Source organism: Chryseobacterium sp. R2ACT005 (assembly GCF_049949215.1).
Taxonomy (GTDB): Bacteria; Bacteroidota; Bacteroidia; order Flavobacteriales; family Weeksellaceae; genus Chryseobacterium.
In genome coordinates this window covers 1,790,688-1,815,417 of record NZ_CP188192.1, presented here as the reverse complement: position 1 = coordinate 1,815,417, position 24,730 = coordinate 1,790,688, and the positions used below count along the sequence as shown (strand labels likewise).

The window sequence follows — 24,730 nt, the reverse complement described above, 5'->3', positions numbered from 1 at the left end:
ATTATGAAAGCTTTGGTAATAGGTGCTACAGGCGCCACGGGAAAAGATCTTGTCAATCAGTTATTGAATGACAAAGAGTTTGACGAAGTGGATATTTTTGTTAGAAAACCTGTTGATATTCAGGATGAAAAGCTTAAGGTTCATATTGTGAATTTTGAAAAGCCTGAAGAATGGAAAGATATGGTGAATGGAGATGTGGCGTTTTCGTGCCTGGGAACTACTTTAAAAGATGCAGGAAGTAAAGAGGCCCAAAAGAAAGTAGATTTCGATTATCAGTATGAATTTGCAAAAGCTGCGAGAGAAAATAATGTGGAAGATTATATTCTGGTATCCGCTTATGGTGCCAATCCGCAATCCAAAATTTTCTATTCTAAAATGAAAGGTGAGCTGGAAGAAGCCGTAAAGCTACTGCATTTCAATAAGATCACTATTTTCAAACCGGGAATGCTTGAACGGACAAATTCTGAGAGAACCGGAGAAGTTCTTGGCAGCCGGATTATAAAATTTGCCAATAAACTGGGGTTATTAGAAAGCCAGAAGCCACTCCCCACCAATATTCTGGCAAAAGCAATGATAAAATCTTCAAAAATAAAAAGTAACGGATACTCCAGTATAAAACTTGGAAATATTTTCTGTTTTGCGGAAAAGACTAATGAATAAAAGATTAGAGGTACTGGCTTCGGGATAATGCGGTTTGGCTTTGTTATTAATTTCCCTAAAACCTAAGCCCTATTACCTATTACCTATTACCTATTACCTATTACAAAATTACTTTGTGGTTTTACTTCCCATTTTTTGTCCCAGCTTTTCATATTCAATATCATTAGGTTCCCAAAGTTCTATTTTGTTGCCTTCTATATCCATAATATGGACAAATTTCCCATATTCATAAGTCTCCATTTTATCAACAATGGTTACATTTTCTTTTTTAAGCTGCCCGATCAGTTTTTCAAGATTTTCTACCCGATAATTGATCATGAAATCTTTCTCAGAAGGCTGAAAATATTTTGTTTTTTCACTGAAAGGACTCCATTGGCTAAATCCTTTTTTAGATTGATCTGCTCTCTGATACCACTCGAATACAGCTCCGTATTCATTGGTCACAAGTCCCAGATGGCTTTCATACCATTCTCTCATCTTTTTAGGATCTTTACATTTAAAAAAGATTCCGCCGATACCGGTTACTCTTTTTGTTTCATCAGATTTATTTTCTGTAACGGCTTTAAAAGCAAATCCTGACATAAAAGCTGCCAGAATAGAAAGGGTAAAAATTATTTTCTTCATAAGAAATCATTGATGGTTATAAAAATAAAAAAAGTGGATGTAAACACCCACTTGTAAAAATATACTTTTTTCTCTTTATTTCAGATACTTTGTAATCGCCTCATCAGTAGGCTTTGTAGTACTTACAAAAGTATCAACCAGTTTTCCGTTTTCATCAACCAGGAATTTGGTAAAGTTCCAAAGAATGGTTGTATTTTTCACTCCGTTTAATTCCTTTTCTGTTAAGTATTTGAAGATCGGGGCGGTATCATCTCCTTTTACAGAGACTTTAGCTGCCAAAGGGAATGTCACTCCGTAATTTTTCTGGCAGAAAGCGCCAATTTCGGTATTGGTTCCAGGTTCCTGTCCGCCAAAATTATTGGCAGGGAATCCTACTACAACCAGCTTATCTTTATATTCCTCATATACTTTCTCAAGATCAGCATACTGAGGAGTAAATCCACATTCTGAAGCGGTATTGACAATCAGGATTTTCTTTCCTTTGAAATCTGCAAAATTGATTTCCTTCCCGTCAAGACTTTCTACTTTGAAGTCATATATTGTTTTTCCCATAAGTTCAGTGGTTTTGGCTTTAGAAATTTCACTTTTTTGATTGGTGCAGCTTTGCAGGAATGCTATACAAGAAAGCAGCATTAAAAAAATATTTTTCATTTTTTATCATTTTATGCAGCCGGGCTGCAGTTGAATTAAAACTTAAAAATGTTAGCCGGAAAAACTTTGTTGATTTCTACTTTGTTCAGTAACATCACATAATCTCCGTCTTTTTTGGTACTGGAAGATTCAATTCTGAAAGGCATAATAATATTTCCTACTTTTTTATAGTCAGAATATATCAGCGTTTCATCTTTTTTCACTTCTTTTAAAAGCATATAAGTCTTTGTATCAAAATAATACATATTCTTATTCACATTTTTGGTAAGTTCTACTTTATGACAGTAGATGTCTCCTACTTTTTCTTTTCCAAGATATTTGGCATCAAAACCTTTGTTTTCCCAATCAATGAAGTCATTATCAAAACTTTCCGGTACATATTCAGGGTATTCCTGAAGTTTATTGGCGGCATAATTCATTGCATATCCTTTGGTACCGTCAAAACCTTCAATTGCAGTTTCTTTTCCGCCGGTAGTAATTAATGTTTTAGTAAGATTTGGACGCTGCTGATAAATTTTTATCGGATATTCATCTTTGATTCCCAATACTACTTTTCCCTGAAGCAATACTGAATTCAAAAGTTTCCAATTGGTTAACCCTCCGGATAATTCAATGTTTTTGTCTATAATTTCCTTCGCAGTCTGCGCAAATGTTAAATACGAAAATATCAGTCCAAATACTAATAGTAACTTCTTCATTAATTTTATTTATAAATTCAAATATAGGGGGATTTATGTACAATTGCAAAAAAAGGCGAAAGAGCGAATCTGTGAATCTGTGAATCTGCTTTTTGCCTCTACATTATTTAAATCAGCTTTCTGGCTTTTTCAAGATCTTCCGGTGTATCAATACCCACTCCTACGAAATTGGTTTCTATCATTTTGATCTTCATTCCGTATTCAAGATAGCGGATACATTCGATTTTTTCAGATATTTCCAATGGTTTCATTTCCAGTTTTGAAAACTGCAATAGTGCTTCCTTCCTGAAAGCATATACCCCAATATGTTTAAAATAGCTTATACCATAGGAAACTTCCCTGTGAAAAGGGATTACAGAACGGCTGAAATACAAAGCAAAACCATTGTTATCTGTAATAACTTTTACATTATTAGGATTTTCAACTTCCTCTTTCTCATGCAGCTGTATTTTTAAAGAAGCTAAAGAAATTTCCTGCTGATCATCATGTTTAAAGACTTCAATCAGCTGATGTAAAGGTTCCAGTTTAAGGAAAGGCTCATCACCCTGAACATTGATCACGATATCGCAGTCTATATTCTGTACAGCTTCGGCAATACGGTCGCTTCCAGTCTCGTGCTGTCCTGTCATAACAGCTTTTCCACCGTTTTTTTCGATTTCATCAAAAATAATTTCAGAGTCTGTTGCCACAAAAACTTCGTCAAATAGCCCGGTTTCCACTACGTTCTGATAAGTGGTAGTGATAACGGTTTTTTCTCCTAAAATCTGCATTAGTTTCCCTGGAAAACGGCTCGCTTCGTAACGTGCAGGGATGACAGCTATTATTTTCATTCAATAAAAATATTAAGTAAATCTCTTTAATTCAACAAGTTTCATTGCAATATTTGTAAAAGCTGCAATAATCCTTTTATCTTGAGATCAAATGTAGTGAAAAGTATCTTATTTACTCTACAAAACAGAGTTTTTGGCAGCTTAAAAAGAGAGTTTTACACCTACCATATATATTCCCATTGGCGGGATGCCGTAAAATTCAGATTATATTTTGTTTTTCCGATGGTGCCTTCTGATGAAGTATATCGGCTTTTTGATATTGTTTTTCCAATAAAATATCCCATTAATAAAGCGAGCGGATAATCTGAAGCCCAGTGCACTTTACTTTACATCATCTGAAAACATAAAGCTCCTGCTAAAGTGTACCCTACTAGTTTTATCCATACTGCCCCTGTAATCATTTTTCATCAAACCATACGTTCCAAAACCCATGCCCAGTAAGACCAGTGTGGAACAATTTCCTATCAGATATAAGGTAGATCCAATATCTTTAGGAATTTAAAAAACACCACCTATTTTGTTGTAGTTATTGTCTTTATCCATTCCTCATCTTTCTCCCAACTCTCTTGAATTGTCAATCAGTTTCTGATCAAATGGCAAGAGAATCAGAGTAGCAGCAACGGCACCTCCAAGATAATAAGCATGATCTTTGGCAACGAAATCTTTATTTGTATTGATAAAGTTTCTGGGTAATTTCGTTACAAAATCCAATAATTTGGGTTTGGTATAAGTTCTGACAGAACCGTCTTTCAAGGTATAAGTCTGTACTTTTGGTAGCTCAGATTCCTTGGGCAATTCTTTTACTTTCAGTGTGTCAACTTCTTGTGAGCATACCAATATTGAAACTGGTAAGAGTAGAAATCTCAGTTTTTTCCTCGTGTAATTTTCGACTTTATTATATTTAGGTGTGTAGAAGTCTCAAAGATAATTCCTAGATGAGTGTTGTACAAAGTGGTTGTTTAACTTTTAATGTTTATTTAATCTTTTACGGATAAACGCACATCTAATTCAAATATTTGATGAGAAAAATAACTCCGTACATCCAGGAAATGTACAGAAAAGAGTAAAAAAAACCGAATCCAATGCTTTTTAAGAAATCGCCTTTACATTTTCCTGAATTTTTAAAAACCAATCTGAGTGCCCTGAAAAACACCCAATACAAGCTGGCAGTCAATAATAATATAGCCGACCAAAAGAAAAGTCCCAAAAAATAAGAAAGATCAGCAAAATTGAAAATACAATCCACAAAAGAATGGAAATGATAATGCCTCCTATTCCATCGCCTACAGCTGGGGGATCAAATTCAAAACCATTAAGTTTTGGGGTTTTATCAGTATATCTTTGTATTCTTTCTTTGTTTAAAACATTCCCGACATTGTCTTTCAATTTCAAGCCATAATACAGTCCTGCACTGATAAACAGAAAAAATGCTCCAGCCAAAAAAGAGGTTGATACAATAGAATTCTGAAATAGAGAGCGATGTGCTGCTTTTCCGGAAAGCCAAACGCTTAGAATTACTACTGCAATAATCACCAGCGTTAAAAAAACAGATATTTTGTTTCCAGAAAAGATTTCCGTGGAAGTTTCATGGTTTATATTGTATTTGAAACGCTTCGACTCCGCTCAGCATGACACAATTAATACTCATTTGGGATTTAACGATGTCATGCCGGACAGAGTCGAAGCATATATATTTTTTATGTAAAGACTACTTTAAATTGTTCAAAGCACTTTCCAGTTTTGGAAGCATTACTTTGATCTCATCTGTGGCCAATCCACCTACAGAAGCACGGAACCAAGGTTCAGATTTATCCTCTCCGAAGGCTGAGAATGGTACTAAAGCCACTCCTGCTTCATTGATCAGGTAAAATACCAGGTCTGAAGAGTTTTCAATGATTCCTCCATCGGGTTTTGTTTTTCCGATATAGTTTAACTTAATCGTAAGATAAAGAGCTCCCATGGGTTCGATACTGTCTACTGAAAGTCCTTTTCCTTTTAAATCCTGAACTCCGTTGTGAAGAACTTTTAAACTTTCTTCAAGTTTACCTTTAAAATCCTCAACAAAAGTATCTACATTCTCTGGGTTTGCATAGAATTTAGCCGTAGCTTCCTGCTCTGGTTTTGGTGCCCATGCTCCAACGTGAGTAAGAAGTGCTTTCATTTTATCAAGAATATGAGCAGGCCCGAATCCCCATCCTACACGTACTCCTGTTGCTGCAAGGCATTTGGAAATACCATCGATGTAGATTGTATAATCTTTCATTTCAGGGAAAAGAGAAACAGGATCTACATGCTCAGCGCCAAAAGTAAGACAAGAATAGATCTGGTCATACATTAAGTATAACGGTTTTTCGTCTGCCCCTCTTTTTTTGTTTTCAGCGATGACCAATTCACAGATTTCTGAAAGCTGCTCTTTTGTAAACATTGTTCCTGTAGGGTTCAATGGTGAGCAAAGTGCTAATAATACAGCTCCATCCAGGTGAGGTCTTAGATCATCTGCTGTAGGAAGAAAATTAGTTTCAGGTTTTGTTTTTACTTCTACAGCATTGGCAGAAGTAAGATAAGCATAGTGATTGTTGTTCCATGATGGTGTAGGATAAACTACTTTATCTCCTTCGTCTACAATTGTTTTGTATACCGCATAAATCAAAGGTCTTGATCCTGCCGTAATCAAAATATCTTCTGGAGAATAGTCCAGGTTCCATCTTTTTTTAAGGTCTTTGGAAACTTCTTTTCTTAAAGATAAAAGTCCATTTGCAGGCGGATAATTCGTCAGATTATTCTGATATGCTTTCTGAATCTCTTCCTTCAGCAATGCCGGAATAGGATAGATATTAGAATTCAGATCACCAATAGTAAGATTGGCAATTTCTGCTCCCTTTGCTTTTAGATCATTTACTTCGTTACCAATTTTTACAATTTCAGAACCGATCAGGTTCGCTGCTAATTTTGAAACTTTCACTTTTTCTTATTTTAAATTTATATTATCGTTCTCCATTGATCTTTTCATCTATTTGATCTACCGGCGTTTGCGCATCAAAAAGAGTAATTATTTCTTTTGCTTTTTTTGCCGTATTGGAATTCGGATATTTTTTAATAATCCTGTTGAATTCCGCTCTGTTTTCATCGTTTAGTTTTCCTGTTCCTTTGTCCTGATCTCTTTCGTAAGTGGGTGTATTATCCATTCCCAAAAGATAATCAGACAAATATATTTTATAATCCTGTTCTACAGCTTTTAAAAGGTTACTCTTAGGATATTTCTTCATGAAATTTTCCCAAAACATGAGCCTGTCTCCAAGCTGTTCCCAGGTAATTATCAGTCCTGCATCTGCAGCATAATTGGATTCACTTTCTTTATCAGTCTGTGAAATATAGACTTCATAATCAGGAGTTACCTTGTTCTTAAACAGAGAAGAATAATATCCGGGCACAGTCCATATTTCAGTCATCCCTTCTCCTACTTCCCTGAATTCAAGGCCTTCTTTTTTCAGTTCTGAAGCTATTTTTTTAACATTGTCCGGCAAATTGTACTGATCCTTATCATAGTTATAATAATTCACATATTTATCTAAAATATCAGTATGTAAGTTCATCAGACATTCTGTATACTTTCCTCTTATTTTTAAATAATCTTCGTATACATTGTCATTCTGCTCCGGACTGTTTCCAGCCATTTCTTTTTCGATTTTTGTACGGTACCATTGAAGTGATGTGATATAATCCTCCGTTTTATGAGCTGGAGAACATACTGTATCTATCGGTTTGTACTGATCTTCTTTGGTTTCTGTAGTAGCAATCGAATCATTTTCAAGTTTTGTCTCTGCAGCTGCAGTTTCCTTTTTACAGGAAACTACAGCTGCAGAAAGCAGGCAAACCGCTATTATTTTTTTGATCATCTGCTGTTTTTGGGGAAATTAATCCAGTTTCAAATCTGTTTTAACAGCTCCGATTTTAGCTTCCAATGATTTTAATTTATCTCTGAAATCCGCTTCTGAAGTAACAGAATCTTTTACAGAAACATAAAACTTAATTTTAGGTTCTGTTCCTGAAGGTCTTACGCATACTTTTGTTCCATCCTGTGTGTAATAAATCAATACGTTGGACTTTGGAATATCGTTCATTACTTTTTTCTCGTTCGTAGAAACGGTAAGGCTTGTCTGTTCTTTGAAATCCTTTACTTCTTCCACTAATGATCCTGCCAATTCTTTTGGAGGGTTTTCACGGAAGTTTTTCATCATATTCTCGATCTCTTCAGCGCCTTCTTTTCCTTTTCTTACAATGTTGATTAATCCTTCGTAATACATTCCAAGATCTTTATAGATCTCGATCATGTACTGATACATTGTTTTTCCGTTGGCTTTGCACCACGCTGCAATTTCGCAAGCTAAAAGGATACTTCCACAAGAATCTTTGTCACGAACGAAATCTCCGGTCATAAATCCGAAACTTTCTTCACCTCCACACACAAATTTTTGTGTTCCTTCTGCTTCACGGATCATTTTTCCGATCCATTTGAATCCGGTAAGACCTACTTTGCACTCTACTCCGAATTTCTGAGCGATATCAAAGAAGATATCTGAAGTTACAATCGTAGAACCTATAAATTCTTTTCCTGTAATTCTTCCCTGTTTTCTCCATTCATTCAGGATATAGTAGGTAAGAATGGTATTGGTCTGGTTTCCGTTCAACAGCTGCATTTCACCATCAAGATTTCTTACCGCAATTCCCAATCTGTCACCATCCGGGTCTGTGCCAATCACGATATCAGCATTCGTAATTCTTGCAAGATCCATTGCCATTTCCAATGCTGCAGGCTCTTCCGGGTTTGGAGAATCTACAGTAGGGAAATTTCCGCTTGGGATCATCTGTTCTCTCACAAGATCTATTTTTTTGAATCCTGCTTTTTCAAGTGCTTTAGGAACAGTGGTATATGTTGTTCCGTGGATTGATGTGAAAACTATATTTAAATTTTCTTTTCCAACATTCTGATAGGTAGAGTTTTCAATACATGCATCGATATATACATCGTCCTGCTCCTCTCCGATCCACTCGATAAGATCATCATTTCCGTTGAATTTAATTTCTTCAAACTTTACAGAATATACTTCATTGATAATGGCTTCATCATTAGGCGGAACAATCTGAGCTCCGTCATTCCAGTATACTTTATAACCGTTGTATTCCGGTGGGTTGTGAGAAGCTGTCAATACAATTCCCCCGTTACATTTTTTATCACGAACTGTGAAAGACAATTCCGGAGTGGGTCTATGATCTTTGAAAAGCAATACTTTGATTCCGTTTGCAGTCAAAACATCAGCTACCAGCTTTCCGAATTCTTTTGAGTTATGACGAACATCATAAGCAATAGCTACTTTGATCTCTTCTCCTTTGAATTGCTGCAGCATATAGTTCGCCAATCCTTGTGTAGCCTGTCCTAATGTATATTTATTCAAGCGGTTGGTTCCTACTCCCATTATTCCACGCATTCCTCCTGTCCCGAATTCCAGTTCTCTGTAGAAAGAATCTTCCAGATCTGGAGAATTGCTGTCGATCAAAGCCTGCACAGCATCTCTCGTTTCTTTATCGAAGGTATCACTTAACCAAAGTTTCGCTTTTTCTAGTGTATTCATATTTATGTCTAAGTTTTTTAAGCTGGAAGAGAGAAGCTGGAGGCTAGAAGTTATATTGTGCCTAGCTTCAAAATTCTGGCTTTGTTTTTATTTTTTCTATTTTTATTTTTAAATATGTTTGGAAGCAAATTTCTAATCTGGAAAATAAGAAGTATGAAAAACTAATAGTACTCCCATCTTCCAGCCTTTTTCTATTCTTTTATCTGATTCCTAAATGCCACAATCTGGTTCATCAAATTATAGCTTTCATGATATAATGTATTAAATTCGTCTTCTGTAATATACGCTCTATTTTTTGCTTTATATAAACATGTTACTGTTTCTGCCAAAGAACGAATCGAATATCCTAAAAATTTTTTAAATTCTAGTTTTGATTGCAAAATACTTCCCTCAGAAATATTAAGTGCAATTGAATCGGAAGCTCTTCTTATTTGTGAAGTTAAATTAAACACTTCACCCTTTGGAAATTTTTGAGATAATTTAAAAATAGACTCTCCAAAATCCATAGATTTTTGCCAAATTATTAACTTTTCAAATTTAAAACTCATATTTTTTTAAGCTGGAAGAGAGAAGCTGGAGGCTAGAAGTTATATTGTGCCTGCTTCAAAATTCTGGCTTTGTTTTTATTTTTTCTATTTTTATTTTTAAATATGTTTGGAAGCAAATTTCTAATCTGGAAAATAAGAAGTATGAAAAACTAATAGTACTCCCATCTTCCAGCCTTTTTCTATTCTTTTATCTGATTCCTAAATGCCACAATCTGGTTCATCAAATTATAGCTTTCATGATATAATGTATTAAATTCGTCTTCTGTAATATACGCTCTATTTTTTGCTTTATATAAACATGTTACTGTTTCTGCCAAAGAACGAATCGAATATCCTAAAAATTTTTTAAATTCTAGTTTTGATTGCAAAATACTTCCCTCAGAAATATTAAGTGCAATTGAATCGGAAGCTCTTCTTATTTGTGAAGTTAAATTAAACACTTCACCCTTTGGAAATTTTTGAGATAATTTAAAAATAGACTCTCCAAAATCCATAGATTTTTGCCAAATTATTAACTTTTCAAATTTAAAACTCATATTTTTTTAAGCTGGAAGAGAGAAGCTGGAGGCTAGAAGTTATATTGTGCCTGCTTCAAAATTCTGGCTTTGTTTTTATTTTTTCTATTTTTATTTTTAAATATGTTTGGAAGCAAATTTCTAATCTGGAAAATAAGAAGTATGAAAAACTAATAGTACTCCCATCTTCCAGCTTCTGACTTCCAGCCAAACTACTCTAATTTCTTATTTTCAACTTTCGTTGTTTTCTCTATTTTAAAAGCTCTGATAGGGTCGTTGTAATAGATAAATTTTGCAGTATTCTGAATATGTCCTTTTAAAGAATCTTTTACATTTACTTCTGCATAATTCCCGTTTTTAGAGTCGATATTCAGATTGGTAATTTTCCAGTATGGAGCAATTAAACTTGCTGTATCTGAAATCTTTATAACGGCATCTTTGGACAATCCAAGGAAATTGGCGCGGCTTCTGTTGTGCATTTCCACCTCTGCTCTTCTGGTATTTACAGACCCCATGAAGCTTGCATTATTTTTCATATTAAGTCTGAAATTGTCTGTCTTTATTTCACTTGAAATATTCACTTCCACAGAATCAGAAACAGCTACTTTTTCCAGGTTATATTTTGAATAAATTGTTACATTATAAAAATCCACTCCTTTAGTACCTCTTTTTTCTTTGATGAAAAGGGTCTTATCTTTTACATCCACATCAAGGTTATTAGCAACATTCGGATAGGTTTCTATTTCCACAAAATTCTTAGGCCCTTTGGCATAAAATACACGGAATTTCCCTTCCAGATCAAGGTTTACAAACTCCGAAACATCCACATCCTTCTTTTCAATATTTCCTTTCGGAGAAACTTTTCCACAGGAAACTACTGCCATCAGCATTAATGTGTATACAACTTTTTTCATATTTAATTTTAAATATTCTATATTATAACCGTAACGATCTTTACTGAAAATCTATAAAAGGTTTTTCATGTCTCTCACAGGACTTTCAATATTATTTTAAACAAAAATAGGATTAAAATTTCTAAAAATCTTTGTCTTTTGACAATAAAATACCTGATAATTTTCAATTTTTTGCTTTTCAGAAAAAGACTATTTCTTATTTCTCCTTTCCTCTTACTTTTTTATAAAACCATGTTTTAGGACTTCCGGCCATTGAAAATAAAAGCAGGTAATCTTTACTGATATTAGAAATTCTCATGGATGTTACTTTTTCATCACCATGATACTTCATTTTCAACAAATTATTTTCTATCTGATAAGTTCCGTTATTCCCCATCGAACTGAAAGTTTTATCCCGATAAAAAGTGAGAATTCCTGTTCCGTATCTGGAATTGTTTGTTTTGGTCTTCAACGTATCCGTCTGACGGATTTCCCCGTCATAAATATCAATAAACTCCCAGGAACCAGAAAGTTTGTTGGATGAGCAGGAAGCTGTAAAAAGTAAAAGAAAATAAAAAAGAATAGGTTTGAGTTTAAACATGAAAGTTAAAAGTTTTTATAAATTACAAAAAGCACCCTGCTGACAGAGTGCTTTCATTTATTAAGATGAATTTTTATAATTAATTGTGGTGTCTATCATTTAGCTTAAAAACCACTAAGTACACTAATTTATACACTAATATCACAAACACCAATAGTGTCATTTGTGAAACATTTGCGCCATTAGTGTTTAAATTATATCACTTCATCAATATTATAATTCTTGTGTTCGCGGTTCGTTCTGATAATCATTTCTCCTAAGAATCCTGCTACAAACAGAAGACTTCCCAAAATCATCATTGTTAAAGCAATAAAGAACCAAGGATTATTGGTAATTAAATGTCCGTAAATTCCTCTTGCAACATCAATCAGTTTTGAAATTCCCAGCCAAAGTGCAGAAAGAAAACCAACAATAAACATTATAGTTCCCACTGCTCCAAAGAAATGCATTGGCCTTCCCCCGAAACGACTTACAAACCAAAGAGTTATCAAATCCAGAAAACCTCTTACAAATCTTTCAGTTCCGAATTTTGAAGTTCCGTAAGGCCTTGCCTGATGCTGTACTTCTTTTTCAGTAATTCTTCTGAAGCCTGCATTGGCAGCTAATACCGGAATATAGCGGTGCATATCTCCGTAAACATCTACAGATTTTACCACCTGCTTTTTGTAAGCCTTCAAACCACAGTTGAAGTCATGAAGATAAACTCCTGAAACTTTTCTTGCTGCTGCATTGAATAATTTTGACGGAATATTCTTCGTCATTACATTATCAAAACGCTTCTTTTTCCAACCGGAAACGATATCGTAGTTGTCATGGATTACCATATTGTACAGTTCCGGAATTTCTTCAGGGAAATCCTGCAAGTCTGCATCCATGGTAATAACTACATCTCCGTTTGTTCTTTCAAAGGCTGCATGAAGAGCCTGAGATTTTCCATAATTTCTGGAAAATTTAATAGCGTGGATCTGAGGATACTGAACTTTCATATTCTCAATAATGCTCCACGACAAATCCGTACTTCCATCGTCTACAAACCAGATTTCATAAGATAAATCGTTGGTTGTGCATACTTTATCAATTCTTGAAAAAAGCTCTTCCAAAGAGTCTTCTTCGTTCAGTAACGGAATAACTATAGATAAATTCATTTAATTTTAATAAAAATTAGGCTTGATTTGTTTCTTCGGGCTGATGTATTGTTCTTGTTCTGAAAAACGCTCCGAAAAACACCGACAAAACTACGTAAAATATAAGAATTGCTGCAAAGTATCCTGAAAAATGACTTGCGGTAAGCATATCTTTTCCTTTAACCGCCTCTGGAGTGAAGCTTTGTAATCTTTCTGTGTACTTCTGATCCAGCTCGTCAATATCTTTCTGATGCTTCAGAATTTTTCTTGCAGAGGTGTATTCTGTATCCAATTCTGATTTTTGTCTCTGAACATATTGGTAGTTCAACAGCTTTTTGGCCGCCGGATCTACAAAGTTTAAAAAGGCATAAATACTGAAAATGGAAAGAATTCCTCCGACAAACATCGGAACGAATGCTCTTTTGAAAGCTTCTTTGAATTTTACTACTCTATGGTTGTTCCAATAGGATTTTACAGACCAGAAAGCAGCCCCCGCATAGAGAAGAGGCAAAACAAAAGCATTGGCTTTCAGAGAGATATCAAAATAATTGATTCCTGAGAAAAAAGTGTATACTACAAAGAAAACGATCATTGTAGCGATAAAAAGTATAATTCCTAGTGTTGATGGACTTTTCGTCATATTTAAATTTTTAGAAAAAAGTTGAAAAATTTTCCCTCTAAATGTCAAGTGTTTAGCTTTACCACGGCATTTTTTCGACTAATTTTCTTTGATAAAGTTTTGAAGTTTATAAAATATTCCTACCTTTGCAACGGCAAGTCCTAAACAACCAGCTCCTGAGAATCCTCCAGGGTGGGAACGCAGCAAAGGTAATTGGTCGTAGCGGTGTGATTTAGGTAGCTTGCCATTTTTTTTTGGTTTAAAGTGAGAAGAGAGGTAATTTGATAATTATCTTTTTTTGTTTTTAATACCTTACGCATCATTTTCATTTTTCTAATTTTTCAGATTACCTATTCCCGTTATTGATTAAAACTCGAACGTCTCGCCTAATTTTGGTAAAACAAGTTCTACATTTTTATCTGCAAAATGTTTTAATGCACTTTCATGATTGATCTCAATTGCCGGGAAAGTATCAAAGTGACATCCGATTACTTTTGGAGTTTTCAACAGTTCTGCAGCGGCAAAAGAAGCTTTTCTAGGGCACATTGTGTAGTGGCTCCCGATTGGAAGGATAGAAAGATCAATGTTTCCGTATAATCTCGGGAACAGCTCCATATCTGCCATTACTCCTGTGTCTCCTGCCAAATAGATATTCTTACCTTCAGGCAATCTGAAGATATACCCTACAGGAACGCCACCATAGCTTCCATCAGGGAAAGAACTTGTATGATGAGCCGGAACCATGGAAATTTTAAGATCGTCAATTTTTGCAGATCCTCCTAAGTTCACATCGTCTCTATTTTTAGCCTGTTGAAAATAACCGCATACTTCTGGTACTCCAATGATGGTAGCTTCAGGATAATGCTGCAATACTTCTGCTACATCGGCAATATGATCACCATGTGCATGAGTCAACAGGATGTAATCAATTTTCTGAGCAGAAATATCAAAACCTGATTCTGCTTTTTTGTAATTGTAAAAAGGGTCGCTCAAAATTGTTTTGTCCTTGTACGTAAACAGGAAGCAATTTTGCCCTAAGAATTGTATTTTCATTTTAAATTTAGTTTAAAATTTTGAATAATGATGTCTCATCCCTTTAAGGAAAAGAATCATCTTTTTATTTAAGAACATCCCATGGGTGGCTTTATAAAAAACTCATATATCAACAGACATGTGGGTATTATTATTAAAATCTGGAGACCCAATAACGGTTTCATTATTTGTACTTTCCTGATTAATACATAAAAAGCTAACACAGCATTAGAAATGATAATCAAAGTAACCAAGGCAGGAATGAAATCAATTTCAAAAACTGACATACCCCCCATTAACTCTTCTATCAAATAATAAATAAGTAATAAAGCTAAAACAATAGACAGACAAGAAGTTATCTTTAAAGCAGTCTTCATGTGTTCTATTTTTGCGGGAATTTATCTTCAATCAGTCTGAGATTAATTCCATGTTCCAGATATGCTTTACAGCCGTCTAAAACTGTCGTAAAACCTCCTGTATTGTCATTAATTACTTTTAACAGATCTTCACCTGTCTGGCTGAATCCGTAGCTTTTAATCACAACAAGAGTGCCTTTTTCCATGGTTTTGAATTCATAATCTACGTTCGTTGAAGGCTCTCCCCACTCTGTTTTGATCAGTTGGTATGGGATGATCTGATGTACATTTACTACGTTTTTTACTCCGTACATTTCCCATTCCCAGGTAACTGTTTTACCTTCTTCTAATTTTCCGGTAGATTTTGTGAACCAGAAATGAGTTGTTATTTCAGGATTGATAAATGCTTCAAAAACATCTTCAACCGGTTTCCTGATAAGCATTTGAGCTTCAACATAGACATTAGAACTCATGGTATAATATTTTAGATTTAGTTAAATAAATTAAGTCCGGCTGCTGTAAGAATTGCCATTACAAACGTCATGATGCCTACCTGCTTTAAATACTGGTCTAATTCTTTTGGCTCTTTTACCGATAGAATCTTTCTTCTCAGTTTTGATAGTGGGATCAACAGAATCATTACGATGAAAACGTAATAGTTTTGCTGCTGCATAAATCCGTTTATTCCTAAAAACGCAAGAATCAGCAATAAAGGAAGCTGTAACAGCACCATTTCATAAATCATTGCATTTCTGAATCCCATTCTTAAAGCAAGGCTGTTTTTTCCTGATAGTTTATCACTTTCAATATCTCTCATATTGTTCAGGTTAAGAACCGCCATACTCATCATCCCAACAGCTGTTCCAGGTAATAGCATATCCCAGCTGAAAGTTTTCGTGAATAAAAAGTAACTTCCACATACAGAAACAAGTCCGAAGAAGATAAACACGAAGATATCTCCCAACCCCATGTATCCATATGGTTTTTTACCTACTGTATACCCAATTGCTGCCAGAATACTTGCTACTCCCAATCCTATGAAAATATAGAATTCATTCATGTAGTTTGGAATGAAAGCCACATACAATAAAGCAATAGTAGCAATGAAAGATAATGCTGCGAAAAGGATCACTGCATTTTTCATCTGTTTAGCCGTAATTTTTCCTGATGCTACAGCTCTCGCTTCAGCTTCATTGATTCTTTTGGCATCGGTTCCTTTTACTCCATCACCATAGTCATTGGCATAATTTGATAAAATCTGGTATAAAAGTGTTACCAAAAGGGCCAGAGCAAAAATTTTCCAGTCCCAGATTCCACCTTCTCCGTAAAGTCTCCATTTTGCAATGAAAGCTCCCATAATAATTCCGCTTAAGGAAAGCGGTAAAGTTCTTAGCCTTGCGGCTTTTATCCAATCAGTCATATAATTATAATTGATAAACGATAATTGATAAATGATGATTGAGCGATCATTTATCAATTATCAATTATATTTTTAAGATATCCATTGATCTTCTCCGAAGTTCGGTTTTCTTTTTTCAAGGAATGCATTTCTTCCTTCTTTAGCTTCTTCGGTCATGTATGCTAAACGGGTTGCCTCTCCTGCAAATACCTGCTGTCCTACCATGCCATCGTCTGTAAGGTTCATCGCAAATTTCAGCATTCTGATAGACATCGGAGATTTTCCTAAAATTTCTTGTGCCCATTCGTAAGCTGTATCTTCTAATTCTGCATGCGGAACTACTTTATTTACCATTCCCATTTCAAAAGCTTCCTGAGCGGAATAGTTTCTTCCTAAAAAGAAGATTTCACGGGCTTTTTTCTGACCTACCATTTTAGCAAGGTAAGCAGAGCCATAACCACCATCAAAGCTTGTCACATCAGCATCTGTCTGCTTGAAGATTGCATGTTCTTCACTCGCCAACGTTAAATCACATACTACATGAAGTGAGTGTCCTCCACCAACTGCCCATCCCGGAACCACTGCGATAACCACTTTCGGCATGAAACGGATCAAACGCTGAACTTCAAGAATATTTAAACGGTGTCTTCCATCTTCTCCAACATATCCCTGATCTCCTCTTGCTTTTTGATCTCCTCCACTACAGAAAGCCCAACCTCCGTCTTTTGGACTTGGTCCTTCTCCTGAAAGTAAAACAACACCTATTGAGGGGTCTTCAGAAGCGTCATAAAAAGCATCATATAATTCTGAAGTTGTCTTTGGCCTGAACGCATTACGTACTTCCGGTCTGTTGAAAGCAATTCTTGCTACTCCGTTAGATTTTTTATAGGTAATATCTTCGTATTCCTTGGCGGTTTTCCACTCGATCATCTTATAAAAATTTTTCTCAAAGATACGGAATTACAGAGAAATTCTCTGTGTGAAATTCACCCATCATTTCAATAAAGAAGAGAAATTTTGAATGAAAAATTTCTGCTTGTAGATATTGAGTAAGAATGTGTTTTTCAGAATGGGCAAGGACTCTGTTTTCTTAAAAAATAAAAGCCGGAACATTGCTGTTCCGGCTTTTTATAGTTAAGTTATCAAATGATTACTTAGCAGCTGCACTAAGCTCAGCTTCTTTAGCTTTCATTTCTTTAACTTTTTCAATGTTTTTAGTTACTACATAAATTTCCTTCAATGCAGAAACAGCGTCAATACTCTTTGGATTTGCTTTATACCATCCTTCTGCGTATGGTAGTGCTTTTCCAAATCTTTCTCTTCTTGCGTCGATCAATTTAGAAGCTTCATCCGGTTTGTCTTTTCTCAATGCATTGATCTCTCCTACTACTTTAGCATCATCACCAATAGTTGTATACACTAAGTTCTGATAAGCATCAGAGAAATCAGGTTTAAGTTCAATTGCTTTTTTAAACGCTTCTAAAGCATCATTAACAGTAGCAGGATTTTTAGCCTGCATTACCCCAAGATTATACCAATTTGTTGGATCGTTAGGGTTCTTAGCTAGTTGTTCTTTCAATCCGGAAACAAATTTATCTGTATTTCCTGACTGAAGATATGCTGTAGTCTGAGCTTCTTTAAGTTTAGCACTGTTTGGAAATTTAACTAATCCTTTTTCGATGACAGCAAGAGCTTCAGGTCCTTTTTTCGCATTAAGAAGTAATGAAGCCAGAGTTTCATATAAATCTCCCTCTATACTTTTAGTCTGCTCTGTTTTGAAATCAGTATAGTCAGCATTCTTCTTCATAAGCTCCCAAGTCGCTTTATCAAGATTCACTACCTGTCCTGTTTTCTTTTCTTTTGCAGTATAAGTAGTTTCTACTCCTGTAAATCCAGAATTAACAAGATCTGTATATATTTTGATAGACTGATCACTGTTATTCGCTAACGCATGGCTAAGTCCGGCATAATACATATATATTTTGTTGTCCTGTCCATTAGCCTTCAATAGGTCATAAACTTCTATAAACTTAGGTGCTGCAGCTGCATAGTTTTTTGCATTATATGCATCCATAGCAACCTTATTAGCTTCCTGAAGCTGGGCATTCAAAGCAGCTGCATCTTTTTTCTGCCCAAAAGCAAAAGAAGACGCTACGATAGCCATTCCTAAAATTAGTTTCTTCATAATAACTATTTTATATTTATATTGTACAATTTATTCTTCAGAATCAGAATTCTCATTTTCCTCTGCTGGAGTTTCATTTTCAGCCTGAGGTATTGTATTGTCTTCCTGGTTATCAGCTACAATGTCTGTTCCTTCTTCAGTTTCTTCAGAATCTTCTTCTACATCTTTATCCATTGCTACTTTTGCGATGGCTGCAATTTCGTCATTTTTCTTAAGATTGATCAGTTTTACTCCCTGAGTATTTCTACCCATTACTCTCATTTCATCCATACCCATTCTGATCGCAACACCGGATTTATTGATAATCATCAATCCATCTTCGTCTGTTACGTTTTGAATAGCAATCAGGTTTCCTGTTTTTTCGGTAATGTTCAGGGTGATAACTCCTTTTCCTCCTCTGTTGGTAATTCTGTAGTCTTCTACTGCAGTTCTCTTTCCATATCCTTTTTCAGATACTACAAGTACTGTTTCGTTTTCTACATCGTTCACAACAATCATACCAATAGCTTCATCATTGTCTTCCATCGCAATACCTCTTACTCCGATAGATCCTCTACCTACCTCTCTTACCTTTTCTTCAGGGAAGCGGATACATTTACCATTTTTGGTAGCAATCATGATCTGAGATGTTCCATTGGTAAGGTAAGCACCTAATAACTGGTCATTATCCCTAATCTCGATAGCATTTACCCCGTTTACTCTTGGTCTTGAATAAGCTTCTAATGATGTTTTCTTGATAGTACCGTTTTTGGTAACCATCACAACGCTCATTTGATTTACATATTCTGAATCCTTCAGGTTGTTGGTTCTGATATAAGCTTTGATCTTATCATCCGGTTCAATATTGATAAGGTTTTGTACCGCTCTTCCTTTTGCTGTTCTGGAGCCTTCCGGAATTTCAAATACTCTTAGCCAGTAACATCTTCCTTTTTCTGTAAAGAATAACATATACTGGTGATTGGTGGCAGAAACGATATATTCAAGGAAATCGGAGTCTCTTGTTGTTGCTGCTTTATTTCCTACACCTCCTCTACTTTGAATTTTATATTCTGAAAGGGAAGTTCTCTTGACATATCCTGCGTGAGAAATGGTAAGAACTACAGCTTCGTTCGGGATAATATCTTCGATAGACATTTCTCCTCCTGAGTAATCAATTTCTGTTCTTCTTTCGTCTCCGTATTTTTCTTTGACTTCGATCAATTCATCTTTAATGATCTGGAATCTTCTTGGCTCATTGGCTAAGATATCTTCCAGATTTTCAATCTCTTTCATGATTGCATCATATTCATCACGGATCTTATCAAGCTCCATTCCTGTTAAACGAGCCAATCTAAGATCAAGGATCGCCTGAGCCTGAATGTCTGAAAGTTCAAATGCCTCAATAAGGCCTTCTTTTGCAGCCTGAGGGTTTGCACTGTGACGGATAATAGAAATCGCTCTGTCTAAAGAATCCTGAGTTCCGATTACTTTCATGAACCCTTCAAGGATATGTGCTCTTTCTTTTGCTTTCTTAAGTTCAAACTGAGTTCTCCTTACGATTACCTCGTGTCTGTGCTCTACAAAGTGATGAATGATATCTTTAAGATTCAGCTGCTCCGGTCTTCCGTGTACCAATGCAATATTGTTTACACTGAAAGAAGTCTGAAGTGATGTATATTTATATAATAGGTTAAGAACAACATTCGGGATAGCATCGTTTTTCAATTCATAAACAACACGAAGTCCTTTTCTGTCCGATTCGTCTCTGATCTCGTGGATACCAGGGATTTTCTCATCTTTGACAAGCTCTGCTGTTCTGGCGATCATTTCCGCTTTGTTAACCTGATAAGGAATCTCGCTAACAATAATAGCGTTTCTGTTTCCAATTTCATCAAAGCTAACCTTAGCTCTTAAAACAACTCTACCTCTTCCTGTGTGGAATGCATCTCTTACTCCATCATAACCGTAGATAATACCTCCTGTAGGGAAATCCGGTGCAATGATGTGCTGCATCAGCTCGTCTATTGTAATTTCCTTATTATCAATATAAGCGCAGATAGCATCTACAGACTCAGATAAGTTGTGTGGCGCCATATTAGTTGCCATCCCCACTGCAATACCAGAAGTACCGTTTACCAAAAGGTTCGGAATTTTAGTTGGCATTACTGTCGGTTCCTGTAAACTGTCATCGAAGTTATTCTGGAAATCAACTGTTTCTTTGTCTAAGTCTGAAAGCACCTCATCAGAGATTTTTTTCAATCTTGCCTCAGTGTAACGCATTGCTGCAGGCGGGTCACCGTCCATTGAACCAAAGTTACCCTGGCCGTCAACCTGAGGATAACGTAAGCTCCAGTCCTGGGCCATTCTTACCATAGCATCATATACAGAGGAATCTCCGTGGGGGTGATATTTACCCAAAACATCCCCAACAATTCTCGCAGATTTTAAATATTTTCTATTAGAAAACACCCCTAATCCATACATACCATAAAGTACTCTTCTATGAACAGGTTTTAAGCCGTCTCTTACATCCGGCAACGCTCTTGAAACGATAACGGACATCGAATAATCGATATAAGACGACTTCATTTCATCAACAATGTTGATAGGAATCAGTCTTTCTCCTTCTTTTTGCATAAACAAATTTTATTGTAATGATATTCAAACTCTTAGCTGTAAGTCTGAAAATTATTTATTTCCAATTTTTATTAACGGGCTAATTTACGAAAAAAATGCCGATTTTTGCTGTAGAATTTATCCAAAAAAATCTTAAAAAATCTTAAAATATGAGCGTATTAAGTATAACTTTCCACTGTACGAAAGACAACCTAGAAGAATGGGAAAATTATATTGATGAAACACTGGTTTTAATGACTGAAAACCTGATGGATGTAGACAAATATATTCTTTCTGAAGTACACAGTGACTTTATTGAGGAAGGTAAAAACTACAATCTTCTGTTAATCTTTGATAATGATCAGCTAAGGGAAGACTTCATTCAAAGTGAACTTCTGAATATTTCTGAAAGAATTGAGAAAAAGTTTGGACAGGAAGTTATGATTTTTAATACTTTTCTGAATCCAAAAAAATCGAGATTATAATTTATAATAAAAAGCACTGAAAAAATCAGTGCTTTTCTTTTTTATCTGTGATGTCCATGACCACGGCCTCTGTGATGATGGCCACGATCGTCATAAATATACACTTTCTTAACCTGACCAGGTGCATAATATCTTGCACTTCCACCATAATATCTTTTTGCATGACCCGGCGGCATTCTTCTTCCATGAGGCTCATGCACTATGCAAGAGGACAGCATTAATAGGACCACGCCTACCCCAACAATTTTAAACATACTTTTCATTATTTTCACTTTTTCAATCTCGATAGCGAAATATATCAATGTTAATGCCAAAAGAAATTGAAATTAGGCTAATGTATGTTAAAACTGAATGTTGGTGTTCTTATTTTATAAGTTAGTAACCACTTCTCTTTTTCACCTGCCCAGGGGCATAATCTTTTGCGCTTCCACCATACACTTTTTTAGCCTGTCCCGGCGGAAGTGTCTTAGCACGGTTTCCATTATCATGAACTACGCAAGATGAAAGCATAAATGCCACAATAAGTACTCCGGTAATTTTAATTATATTTTTCATTATTTCTATTTTTTCAACTTTATTATTACAAGGGTAATGCCAAATTGAAAAGTTCAAAATGTAAGGTTTAAGGTTTAAGGTTTAAGGTTTAAAGATATCGAGTTATAATGAAGCTATCCCTAATTCATAACTCATCATTTATAATTTTTTAAATGATTTCGCTTCTTTTTTCCATCAAAACAAGATCTTTCCACTCGCCGTTGAGCTTTCCGATTTTTTTTCTGACACCTACCACCCTGAACCCATTTTTCTGATGAGACTTGATGGCCATTTCATTTTCGGAGAAGATATTGGTTTGTAATGTCCAGAATCCGTGGTCTTCGCTATCCAAAATTATCTTTTTAAGCAACACGGAACCCAATCCCTTACCCTGGTATTCGTTATCAAAATAAATGCTTACTTCTGCAACTCCTTTAAAAGACTCTCTTTTGCTCACTGGCTTCAAAGCGCACCATCCTACCACATCATTATTTTCATTTTCCAGCACCCAGCGGCAGTCATTGAAATATTCCATACTCCAGGCTTCAGCTGTAGGAACTTCTGTTTCTAAAGTGGCGATTCCACCATCTACTCCTTGTCGGAAAATTTCAAGCACACGGGGTTCGTCACCGGGAAGCATTTCTCTTAATTCGTAATTCATCGTATTTAATGGTATTTTCTTTTCATTTTTCTTTTAATCCTTGAATAATGGGTCTGCTTGCTCTTTTCATCTTCAGAAACAACACTGATGTTGCCATCAACTTCCAAAACGGAAAGCTTTACATTCTGTATGTTTTCAATCCCATGTTCCCTTATAGCTTCTTCCAGTTCACTTTCTGTAATTTTCACACGATTCAGGGCTGCCTGATCAGCAATTCCATCTCTGATAAGAATTACCGGCTCATCTTCCATAAAGGCCTGAAAGGAACGGCTGGAAAACATAATCCTCTTTAAAATAAAATTAGCAACAAACAAAACCAATGCCGCAATAATTCCTCCCTGAAGGGAGGTATCAGGACCTACCATCGCATTCTGGACAGCATTTGAAATCAACAGCAATAACACAACATCTCCCGCATTGAGCTGGGAAAGCTGATTTTTACCAAATAAACGGATAGCAATTACCATGAAAAGGTAAACACAGAGGGAACGGACAACAACGTTAAGAATAGGATCCACAATTTTTTTTATCTACTCAAATGTATTGATTTTTGTGATTCTTAAAAAATATTTTATAGACGGATTTTGGTATACATTTTGAGCCTGGAATTCTGATAAATACCGCAAAAAATAATATCAAATGAAAAAATTATTTCTCTTTTTAGGAATTTTCCTATTCCTTGTATCCTGTAAAAAGAATGAAGTTCAGTCTGCTTTATCCCAAGATAAAGCCATTCATGAGAAAGTAAATGAGCTTTATACTCAGTATGGCAAATCCAATGAAGCTATTTATAATCAACCGATTCCGGATAGTTTATTTTCCCCGGGTTTAAAAAAAGTTTTAGACGAGGCAATACATGCATCAAAAGCGGATATTGAAAAGGTAAAAAAGAGTGATCACCCTGATGAAAAGCCATTAATTTTCGAAGGGGCTATTTTTTCCAGTCTTTATGAAGGGTTTACAGGTTATAAAATCAAATCTGTCAAGATACAGGATAAAACTGCTGAAGTACTGATAGCGTTTGAATACAATTCCTCTATTCCTAAAGAAACCTGGATGGATACCGTACATCTGATCAATACAGAGAAAGGATGGAGAATAGATAATGTTACTTTTGATAAGATAGGGAATTCTAAAGATCTTAAAGCAAGATTAACAGAATTTGTTCAAAGTACAAAATAATAGAAAAGCCGCTTATAAAAGCGGCTTTATTTTTTTATGGACACTGCACGATTGGAACATCACTGCAAATTACTTTATTTGCCCATTCGCAAAACGTACAGTATTTTTTAGGTTCTCCTCCGTACACTGACTTCAAATCTGACTTCGTCAGTTTCTTTAAATTTTTCATATAATTTTAATTTTATGGTAGCCCAAAATTAAAACCTTGCTGCTTATTCTTTATTACAACTTAATCTGATAAGTTTTCATTATTCACACTTTTTTGAATAATATGCTGTAAATACTATCTGCTGTGAATCTCTACTGTCACGGGCATTACATAAGTGTAAGCAACCATATTTTCAGTCAGTTTATTGCGATCTACTTTATAATCAAGATCCCTTAATACTGTTTCAATTTCTTTGCTTACGGTTTTGCAGTCTCCTGTGGAGTGAACATTTACAATTTTACCATTTTTTGCAATATCAAATTTCACTACTGAGTTTACTGTTCCCTGCTTGTAATCAGGATTGGTAAGGTCAAAATTGGCTTCCAGTTTATTTCTTATATCTGTAAAAGTCTCACTTCTATTCAGCTGAATAGGTTCAATGGTATTATGATTGGTAGTTTGGGCTTTGGCAGTGTTCAAAATGGCAGCAAATCCACAAACGAAAAGTGAAGCAAACAATATTTGAATTCTATTTTTCATAACTAATTGGTTTTAAATATTATACTAACCTATTTTTGTATCTCTTACCCAAAGTTATTAAAAATAATTCATATTAATTTTACATTCAGTTAACATTGAGTTAACATTGTGATTTAATTAATTGATTTTCAGTGCAATAAATTTTTAAAATAATTAAAAATTTAATATTGGGAGACGATTTTAAGCATGAAAAAGGCTAAACCCGATGAGTTTAGCCAAT

At 35.2% G+C, this 24,730-nt stretch carries 30 protein-coding genes and 1 other RNA gene; 4 read left to right on the top strand and 27 right to left on the bottom strand.

Annotated elements, in window-relative coordinates:
• Window positions 1-3 precede the first annotated feature (3 nt).
• Window positions 4-660, top strand: coding sequence for an NAD(P)H-binding protein (locus tag ACPF63_RS08400; RefSeq protein ID WP_077417065.1), 657 nt, complete (start codon window positions 4-6; stop codon window positions 658-660).
• Between the two features lie 108 nt (window positions 661-768).
• Here the strand turns inward: ACPF63_RS08400 and ACPF63_RS08395 are convergent, their stop codons facing one another.
• The 15 genes from ACPF63_RS08395 to ACPF63_RS08325 all read right to left on the bottom strand — a co-directional run bounded on the left by ACPF63_RS08395 (window position 769) and on the right by ACPF63_RS08325 (window position 13,414).
• Entirely contained in the window at window positions 769-1,284 is a 516-nt protein-coding gene (locus tag ACPF63_RS08395; protein ID WP_426482663.1) for a VOC family protein, read from the bottom strand.
• 75 nt (window positions 1,285-1,359) lie between these two features.
• On the bottom strand, window positions 1,360-1,935 hold the full coding sequence (locus tag ACPF63_RS08390) for a glutathione peroxidase (RefSeq protein ID WP_426482662.1): 576 nt from the start codon (window positions 1,933-1,935) through the stop codon (window positions 1,360-1,362).
• 35 nt (window positions 1,936-1,970) lie between these two features.
• Window positions 1,971-2,633, bottom strand: a complete 663-nt coding sequence (locus tag ACPF63_RS08385; RefSeq protein ID WP_077417061.1) for a histidine kinase — start codon at window positions 2,631-2,633, stop codon at window positions 1,971-1,973.
• A 107-nt stretch (window positions 2,634-2,740) separates the two neighbouring features.
• Window positions 2,741-3,463: a 3-deoxy-manno-octulosonate cytidylyltransferase gene (gene kdsB, locus ACPF63_RS08380; RefSeq protein WP_077417059.1), complete on the bottom strand. Its 723-nt coding sequence runs from the start codon at window positions 3,461-3,463 to the stop codon at window positions 2,741-2,743.
• A 546-nt stretch (window positions 3,464-4,009) separates the two neighbouring features.
• The gene (locus ACPF63_RS08375) at window positions 4,010-4,258 is read right to left on the bottom strand and encodes a hypothetical protein (protein ID WP_426482661.1); all 249 of its coding nucleotides are present in this window, start codon (window positions 4,256-4,258) and stop codon (window positions 4,010-4,012) included.
• Between the two features lie 375 nt (window positions 4,259-4,633).
• Window positions 4,634-4,996, bottom strand: a complete 363-nt coding sequence (locus ACPF63_RS08370; RefSeq protein WP_426482660.1) for a hypothetical protein — start codon at window positions 4,994-4,996, stop codon at window positions 4,634-4,636.
• 175 nt (window positions 4,997-5,171) lie between these two features.
• Window positions 5,172-6,425: a pyridoxal phosphate-dependent aminotransferase gene (locus tag ACPF63_RS08365; protein WP_180563846.1), complete on the bottom strand. Its 1,254-nt coding sequence runs from the start codon at window positions 6,423-6,425 to the stop codon at window positions 5,172-5,174.
• 22 nt (window positions 6,426-6,447) lie between these two features.
• Window positions 6,448-7,359: a hypothetical protein gene (locus ACPF63_RS08360; RefSeq protein WP_426482659.1), complete on the bottom strand. Its 912-nt coding sequence runs from the start codon at window positions 7,357-7,359 to the stop codon at window positions 6,448-6,450.
• An 18-nt stretch (window positions 7,360-7,377) separates the two neighbouring features.
• On the bottom strand, window positions 7,378-9,093 hold the full coding sequence (locus tag ACPF63_RS08355) for a phospho-sugar mutase (RefSeq protein WP_426482658.1): 1,716 nt from the start codon (window positions 9,091-9,093) through the stop codon (window positions 7,378-7,380).
• Window positions 9,094-9,284: 191 nt separating this feature from the next.
• Window positions 9,285-9,641: a four helix bundle protein gene (locus ACPF63_RS08350; RefSeq protein WP_426482657.1), complete on the bottom strand. Its 357-nt coding sequence runs from the start codon at window positions 9,639-9,641 to the stop codon at window positions 9,285-9,287.
• Window positions 9,642-9,820: 179 nt separating this feature from the next.
• The gene (locus ACPF63_RS08345) at window positions 9,821-10,177 is read right to left on the bottom strand and encodes a four helix bundle protein (RefSeq protein WP_426482657.1); all 357 of its coding nucleotides are present in this window, start codon (window positions 10,175-10,177) and stop codon (window positions 9,821-9,823) included.
• A 191-nt stretch (window positions 10,178-10,368) separates the two neighbouring features.
• On the bottom strand, window positions 10,369-11,070 hold the full coding sequence (locus ACPF63_RS08340) for a GIN domain-containing protein (RefSeq protein ID WP_426482656.1): 702 nt from the start codon (window positions 11,068-11,070) through the stop codon (window positions 10,369-10,371).
• A 196-nt stretch (window positions 11,071-11,266) separates the two neighbouring features.
• On the bottom strand, window positions 11,267-11,650 hold the full coding sequence (locus ACPF63_RS08335; protein WP_426482655.1) for a hypothetical protein: 384 nt from the start codon (window positions 11,648-11,650) through the stop codon (window positions 11,267-11,269).
• Between the two features lie 194 nt (window positions 11,651-11,844).
• Complete coding sequence (locus tag ACPF63_RS08330; protein WP_426482654.1) at window positions 11,845-12,795, bottom strand: glycosyltransferase family 2 protein; 951 nt, start codon at window positions 12,793-12,795, stop codon at window positions 11,845-11,847.
• A gap of 16 nt (window positions 12,796-12,811) precedes the next feature.
• A complete protein-coding gene (locus ACPF63_RS08325) occupies window positions 12,812-13,414 on the bottom strand; it encodes a DUF4199 domain-containing protein (protein ID WP_255815492.1) in 603 nt (200 codons plus the stop codon).
• A gap of 131 nt (window positions 13,415-13,545) precedes the next feature.
• On the opposite strand from ACPF63_RS08325, the gene ffs reads away from it, so the two are divergent.
• An RNA gene (ffs, locus tag ACPF63_RS08320) (signal recognition particle sRNA small type) lies at window positions 13,546-13,643 on the top strand.
• 116 nt (window positions 13,644-13,759) lie between these two features.
• Here the strand turns inward: ffs and ACPF63_RS08315 are convergent.
• From ACPF63_RS08315 to gyrA, 6 genes are all read right to left on the bottom strand, one after another.
• Window positions 13,760-14,446, bottom strand: coding sequence for a metal-dependent hydrolase (locus ACPF63_RS08315; RefSeq protein WP_077417039.1), 687 nt, complete (start codon window positions 14,444-14,446; stop codon window positions 13,760-13,762).
• Between the two features lie 361 nt (window positions 14,447-14,807).
• Window positions 14,808-15,254: an SRPBCC family protein gene (locus ACPF63_RS08310; protein WP_077417035.1), complete on the bottom strand. Its 447-nt coding sequence runs from the start codon at window positions 15,252-15,254 to the stop codon at window positions 14,808-14,810.
• Window positions 15,255-15,271: 17 nt separating this feature from the next.
• Complete coding sequence (gene menA, locus ACPF63_RS08305) at window positions 15,272-16,201, bottom strand: 1,4-dihydroxy-2-naphthoate octaprenyltransferase (protein ID WP_047385242.1); 930 nt, start codon at window positions 16,199-16,201, stop codon at window positions 15,272-15,274.
• Window positions 16,202-16,273: 72 nt separating this feature from the next.
• The gene (locus ACPF63_RS08300) at window positions 16,274-17,110 is read right to left on the bottom strand and encodes a 1,4-dihydroxy-2-naphthoyl-CoA synthase (RefSeq protein WP_077417031.1); all 837 of its coding nucleotides are present in this window, start codon (window positions 17,108-17,110) and stop codon (window positions 16,274-16,276) included.
• 220 nt (window positions 17,111-17,330) lie between these two features.
• The gene (locus ACPF63_RS08295) at window positions 17,331-18,365 is read right to left on the bottom strand and encodes a tetratricopeptide repeat protein (protein WP_426482653.1); all 1,035 of its coding nucleotides are present in this window, start codon (window positions 18,363-18,365) and stop codon (window positions 17,331-17,333) included.
• Window positions 18,366-18,395: 30 nt separating this feature from the next.
• Window positions 18,396-20,981 carry a DNA gyrase subunit A gene (gene gyrA, locus ACPF63_RS08290; protein ID WP_426482652.1) on the bottom strand — a complete coding sequence of 862 codons (2,586 nt, stop codon included), beginning with the start codon at window positions 20,979-20,981 and terminating at the stop codon, window positions 18,396-18,398.
• A gap of 149 nt (window positions 20,982-21,130) precedes the next feature.
• On the opposite strand from gyrA, the gene ACPF63_RS08285 reads away from it, so the two are divergent.
• Window positions 21,131-21,445: a DUF4286 family protein gene (locus tag ACPF63_RS08285; RefSeq protein WP_047385794.1), complete on the top strand. Its 315-nt coding sequence runs from the start codon at window positions 21,131-21,133 to the stop codon at window positions 21,443-21,445.
• A 41-nt stretch (window positions 21,446-21,486) separates the two neighbouring features.
• Here ACPF63_RS08285 and ACPF63_RS08280 read toward each other — a convergent pair whose 3' ends face one another.
• The 4 genes from ACPF63_RS08280 to ACPF63_RS08265 all read right to left on the bottom strand — a co-directional run bounded on the left by ACPF63_RS08280 (window position 21,487) and on the right by ACPF63_RS08265 (window position 23,158).
• Window positions 21,487-21,663, bottom strand: coding sequence for a hypothetical protein (locus tag ACPF63_RS08280; RefSeq protein WP_426482651.1), 177 nt, complete (start codon window positions 21,661-21,663; stop codon window positions 21,487-21,489).
• A gap of 157 nt (window positions 21,664-21,820) precedes the next feature.
• Window positions 21,821-22,000, bottom strand: a complete 180-nt coding sequence (locus ACPF63_RS08275) for a quinol oxidase subunit 4 (protein ID WP_426482650.1) — start codon at window positions 21,998-22,000, stop codon at window positions 21,821-21,823.
• A gap of 148 nt (window positions 22,001-22,148) precedes the next feature.
• A complete protein-coding gene (locus tag ACPF63_RS08270) occupies window positions 22,149-22,640 on the bottom strand; it encodes an N-acetyltransferase family protein (RefSeq protein ID WP_426482649.1) in 492 nt (163 codons plus the stop codon).
• Between the two features lie 5 nt (window positions 22,641-22,645).
• Window positions 22,646-23,158 (bottom strand): DUF421 domain-containing protein, encoded by a 513-nt coding sequence (locus ACPF63_RS08265; RefSeq protein WP_426482648.1) that lies wholly within the window; start codon window positions 23,156-23,158, stop codon window positions 22,646-22,648.
• Window positions 23,159-23,279: 121 nt separating this feature from the next.
• Here ACPF63_RS08265 and ACPF63_RS08260 point away from each other — a divergent pair, with 121 nt between their 5' ends.
• The gene (locus ACPF63_RS08260; RefSeq protein ID WP_426482647.1) at window positions 23,280-23,822 is read left to right on the top strand and encodes a hypothetical protein; all 543 of its coding nucleotides are present in this window, start codon (window positions 23,280-23,282) and stop codon (window positions 23,820-23,822) included.
• A gap of 34 nt (window positions 23,823-23,856) precedes the next feature.
• Here the strand turns inward: ACPF63_RS08260 and ACPF63_RS08255 are convergent, their stop codons facing one another.
• Together ACPF63_RS08255 and ACPF63_RS08250 are read right to left on the bottom strand one after the other, a co-directional pair.
• Window positions 23,857-23,991 carry a bacteriocin-like protein gene (locus tag ACPF63_RS08255; RefSeq protein WP_077417018.1) on the bottom strand — a complete coding sequence of 45 codons (135 nt, stop codon included), beginning with the start codon at window positions 23,989-23,991 and terminating at the stop codon, window positions 23,857-23,859.
• Between the two features lie 114 nt (window positions 23,992-24,105).
• A complete protein-coding gene (locus ACPF63_RS08250) occupies window positions 24,106-24,510 on the bottom strand; it encodes a hypothetical protein (protein WP_426482646.1) in 405 nt (134 codons plus the stop codon).
• Window positions 24,511-24,730 lie beyond the last annotated feature (220 nt).

Bases quoted from the DNA above. Each gene is read 5' to 3' on its own strand.
- ACPF63_RS08400 (WP_077417065.1), top strand. From the start codon at position 4: ATGAAAGCTTTGGTAATAGGTGCTACAGGCGCCACGGGAAAAGATCTT.
- ACPF63_RS08395 (WP_426482663.1), bottom strand. From the start codon at position 1,284: ATGAAGAAAATAATTTTTACCCTTTCTATTCTGGCAGCTTTTATGTCA.
- ACPF63_RS08390 (WP_426482662.1), bottom strand. From the start codon at position 1,935: ATGAAAAATATTTTTTTAATGCTGCTTTCTTGTATAGCATTCCTGCAA.
- ACPF63_RS08385 (WP_077417061.1), bottom strand. From the start codon at position 2,633: ATGAAGAAGTTACTATTAGTATTTGGACTGATATTTTCGTATTTAACA.
- kdsB (WP_077417059.1), bottom strand. From the start codon at position 3,463: ATGAAAATAATAGCTGTCATCCCTGCACGTTACGAAGCGAGCCGTTTT.
- ACPF63_RS08360 (WP_426482659.1), bottom strand. From the start codon at position 7,359: ATGATCAAAAAAATAATAGCGGTTTGCCTGCTTTCTGCAGCTGTAGTT.
- ACPF63_RS08355 (WP_426482658.1), bottom strand. From the start codon at position 9,093: ATGAATACACTAGAAAAAGCGAAACTTTGGTTAAGTGATACCTTCGAT.
- ACPF63_RS08350 (WP_426482657.1), bottom strand. From the start codon at position 9,641: ATGAGTTTTAAATTTGAAAAGTTAATAATTTGGCAAAAATCTATGGAT.
- ACPF63_RS08345 (WP_426482657.1), bottom strand. From the start codon at position 10,177: ATGAGTTTTAAATTTGAAAAGTTAATAATTTGGCAAAAATCTATGGAT.
- ACPF63_RS08340 (WP_426482656.1), bottom strand. From the start codon at position 11,070: ATGAAAAAAGTTGTATACACATTAATGCTGATGGCAGTAGTTTCCTGT.
- ACPF63_RS08335 (WP_426482655.1), bottom strand. From the start codon at position 11,650: ATGTTTAAACTCAAACCTATTCTTTTTTATTTTCTTTTACTTTTTACA.
- ACPF63_RS08330 (WP_426482654.1), bottom strand. From the start codon at position 12,795: ATGAATTTATCTATAGTTATTCCGTTACTGAACGAAGAAGACTCTTTG.
- ACPF63_RS08325 (WP_255815492.1), bottom strand. From the start codon at position 13,414: ATGACGAAAAGTCCATCAACACTAGGAATTATACTTTTTATCGCTACA.
- ACPF63_RS08315 (WP_077417039.1), bottom strand. From the start codon at position 14,446: ATGAAAATACAATTCTTAGGGCAAAATTGCTTCCTGTTTACGTACAAG.
- ACPF63_RS08310 (WP_077417035.1), bottom strand. From the start codon at position 15,254: ATGAGTTCTAATGTCTATGTTGAAGCTCAAATGCTTATCAGGAAACCG.
- menA (WP_047385242.1), bottom strand. From the start codon at position 16,201: ATGACTGATTGGATAAAAGCCGCAAGGCTAAGAACTTTACCGCTTTCC.
- ACPF63_RS08300 (WP_077417031.1), bottom strand. From the start codon at position 17,110: ATGATCGAGTGGAAAACCGCCAAGGAATACGAAGATATTACCTATAAA.
- ACPF63_RS08295 (WP_426482653.1), bottom strand. From the start codon at position 18,365: ATGAAGAAACTAATTTTAGGAATGGCTATCGTAGCGTCTTCTTTTGCT.
- gyrA (WP_426482652.1), bottom strand. From the start codon at position 20,981: ATGCAAAAAGAAGGAGAAAGACTGATTCCTATCAACATTGTTGATGAA.
- ACPF63_RS08285 (WP_047385794.1), top strand. From the start codon at position 21,131: ATGAGCGTATTAAGTATAACTTTCCACTGTACGAAAGACAACCTAGAA.
- ACPF63_RS08280 (WP_426482651.1), bottom strand. From the start codon at position 21,663: ATGCTGTCCTCTTGCATAGTGCATGAGCCTCATGGAAGAAGAATGCCG.
- ACPF63_RS08275 (WP_426482650.1), bottom strand. From the start codon at position 22,000: ATGAAAAATATAATTAAAATTACCGGAGTACTTATTGTGGCATTTATG.
- ACPF63_RS08270 (WP_426482649.1), bottom strand. From the start codon at position 22,640: ATGAATTACGAATTAAGAGAAATGCTTCCCGGTGACGAACCCCGTGTG.
- ACPF63_RS08260 (WP_426482647.1), top strand. From the start codon at position 23,280: ATGAAAAAATTATTTCTCTTTTTAGGAATTTTCCTATTCCTTGTATCC.
- ACPF63_RS08255 (WP_077417018.1), bottom strand. From the start codon at position 23,991: ATGAAAAATTTAAAGAAACTGACGAAGTCAGATTTGAAGTCAGTGTAC.
- ACPF63_RS08250 (WP_426482646.1), bottom strand. From the start codon at position 24,510: ATGAAAAATAGAATTCAAATATTGTTTGCTTCACTTTTCGTTTGTGGA.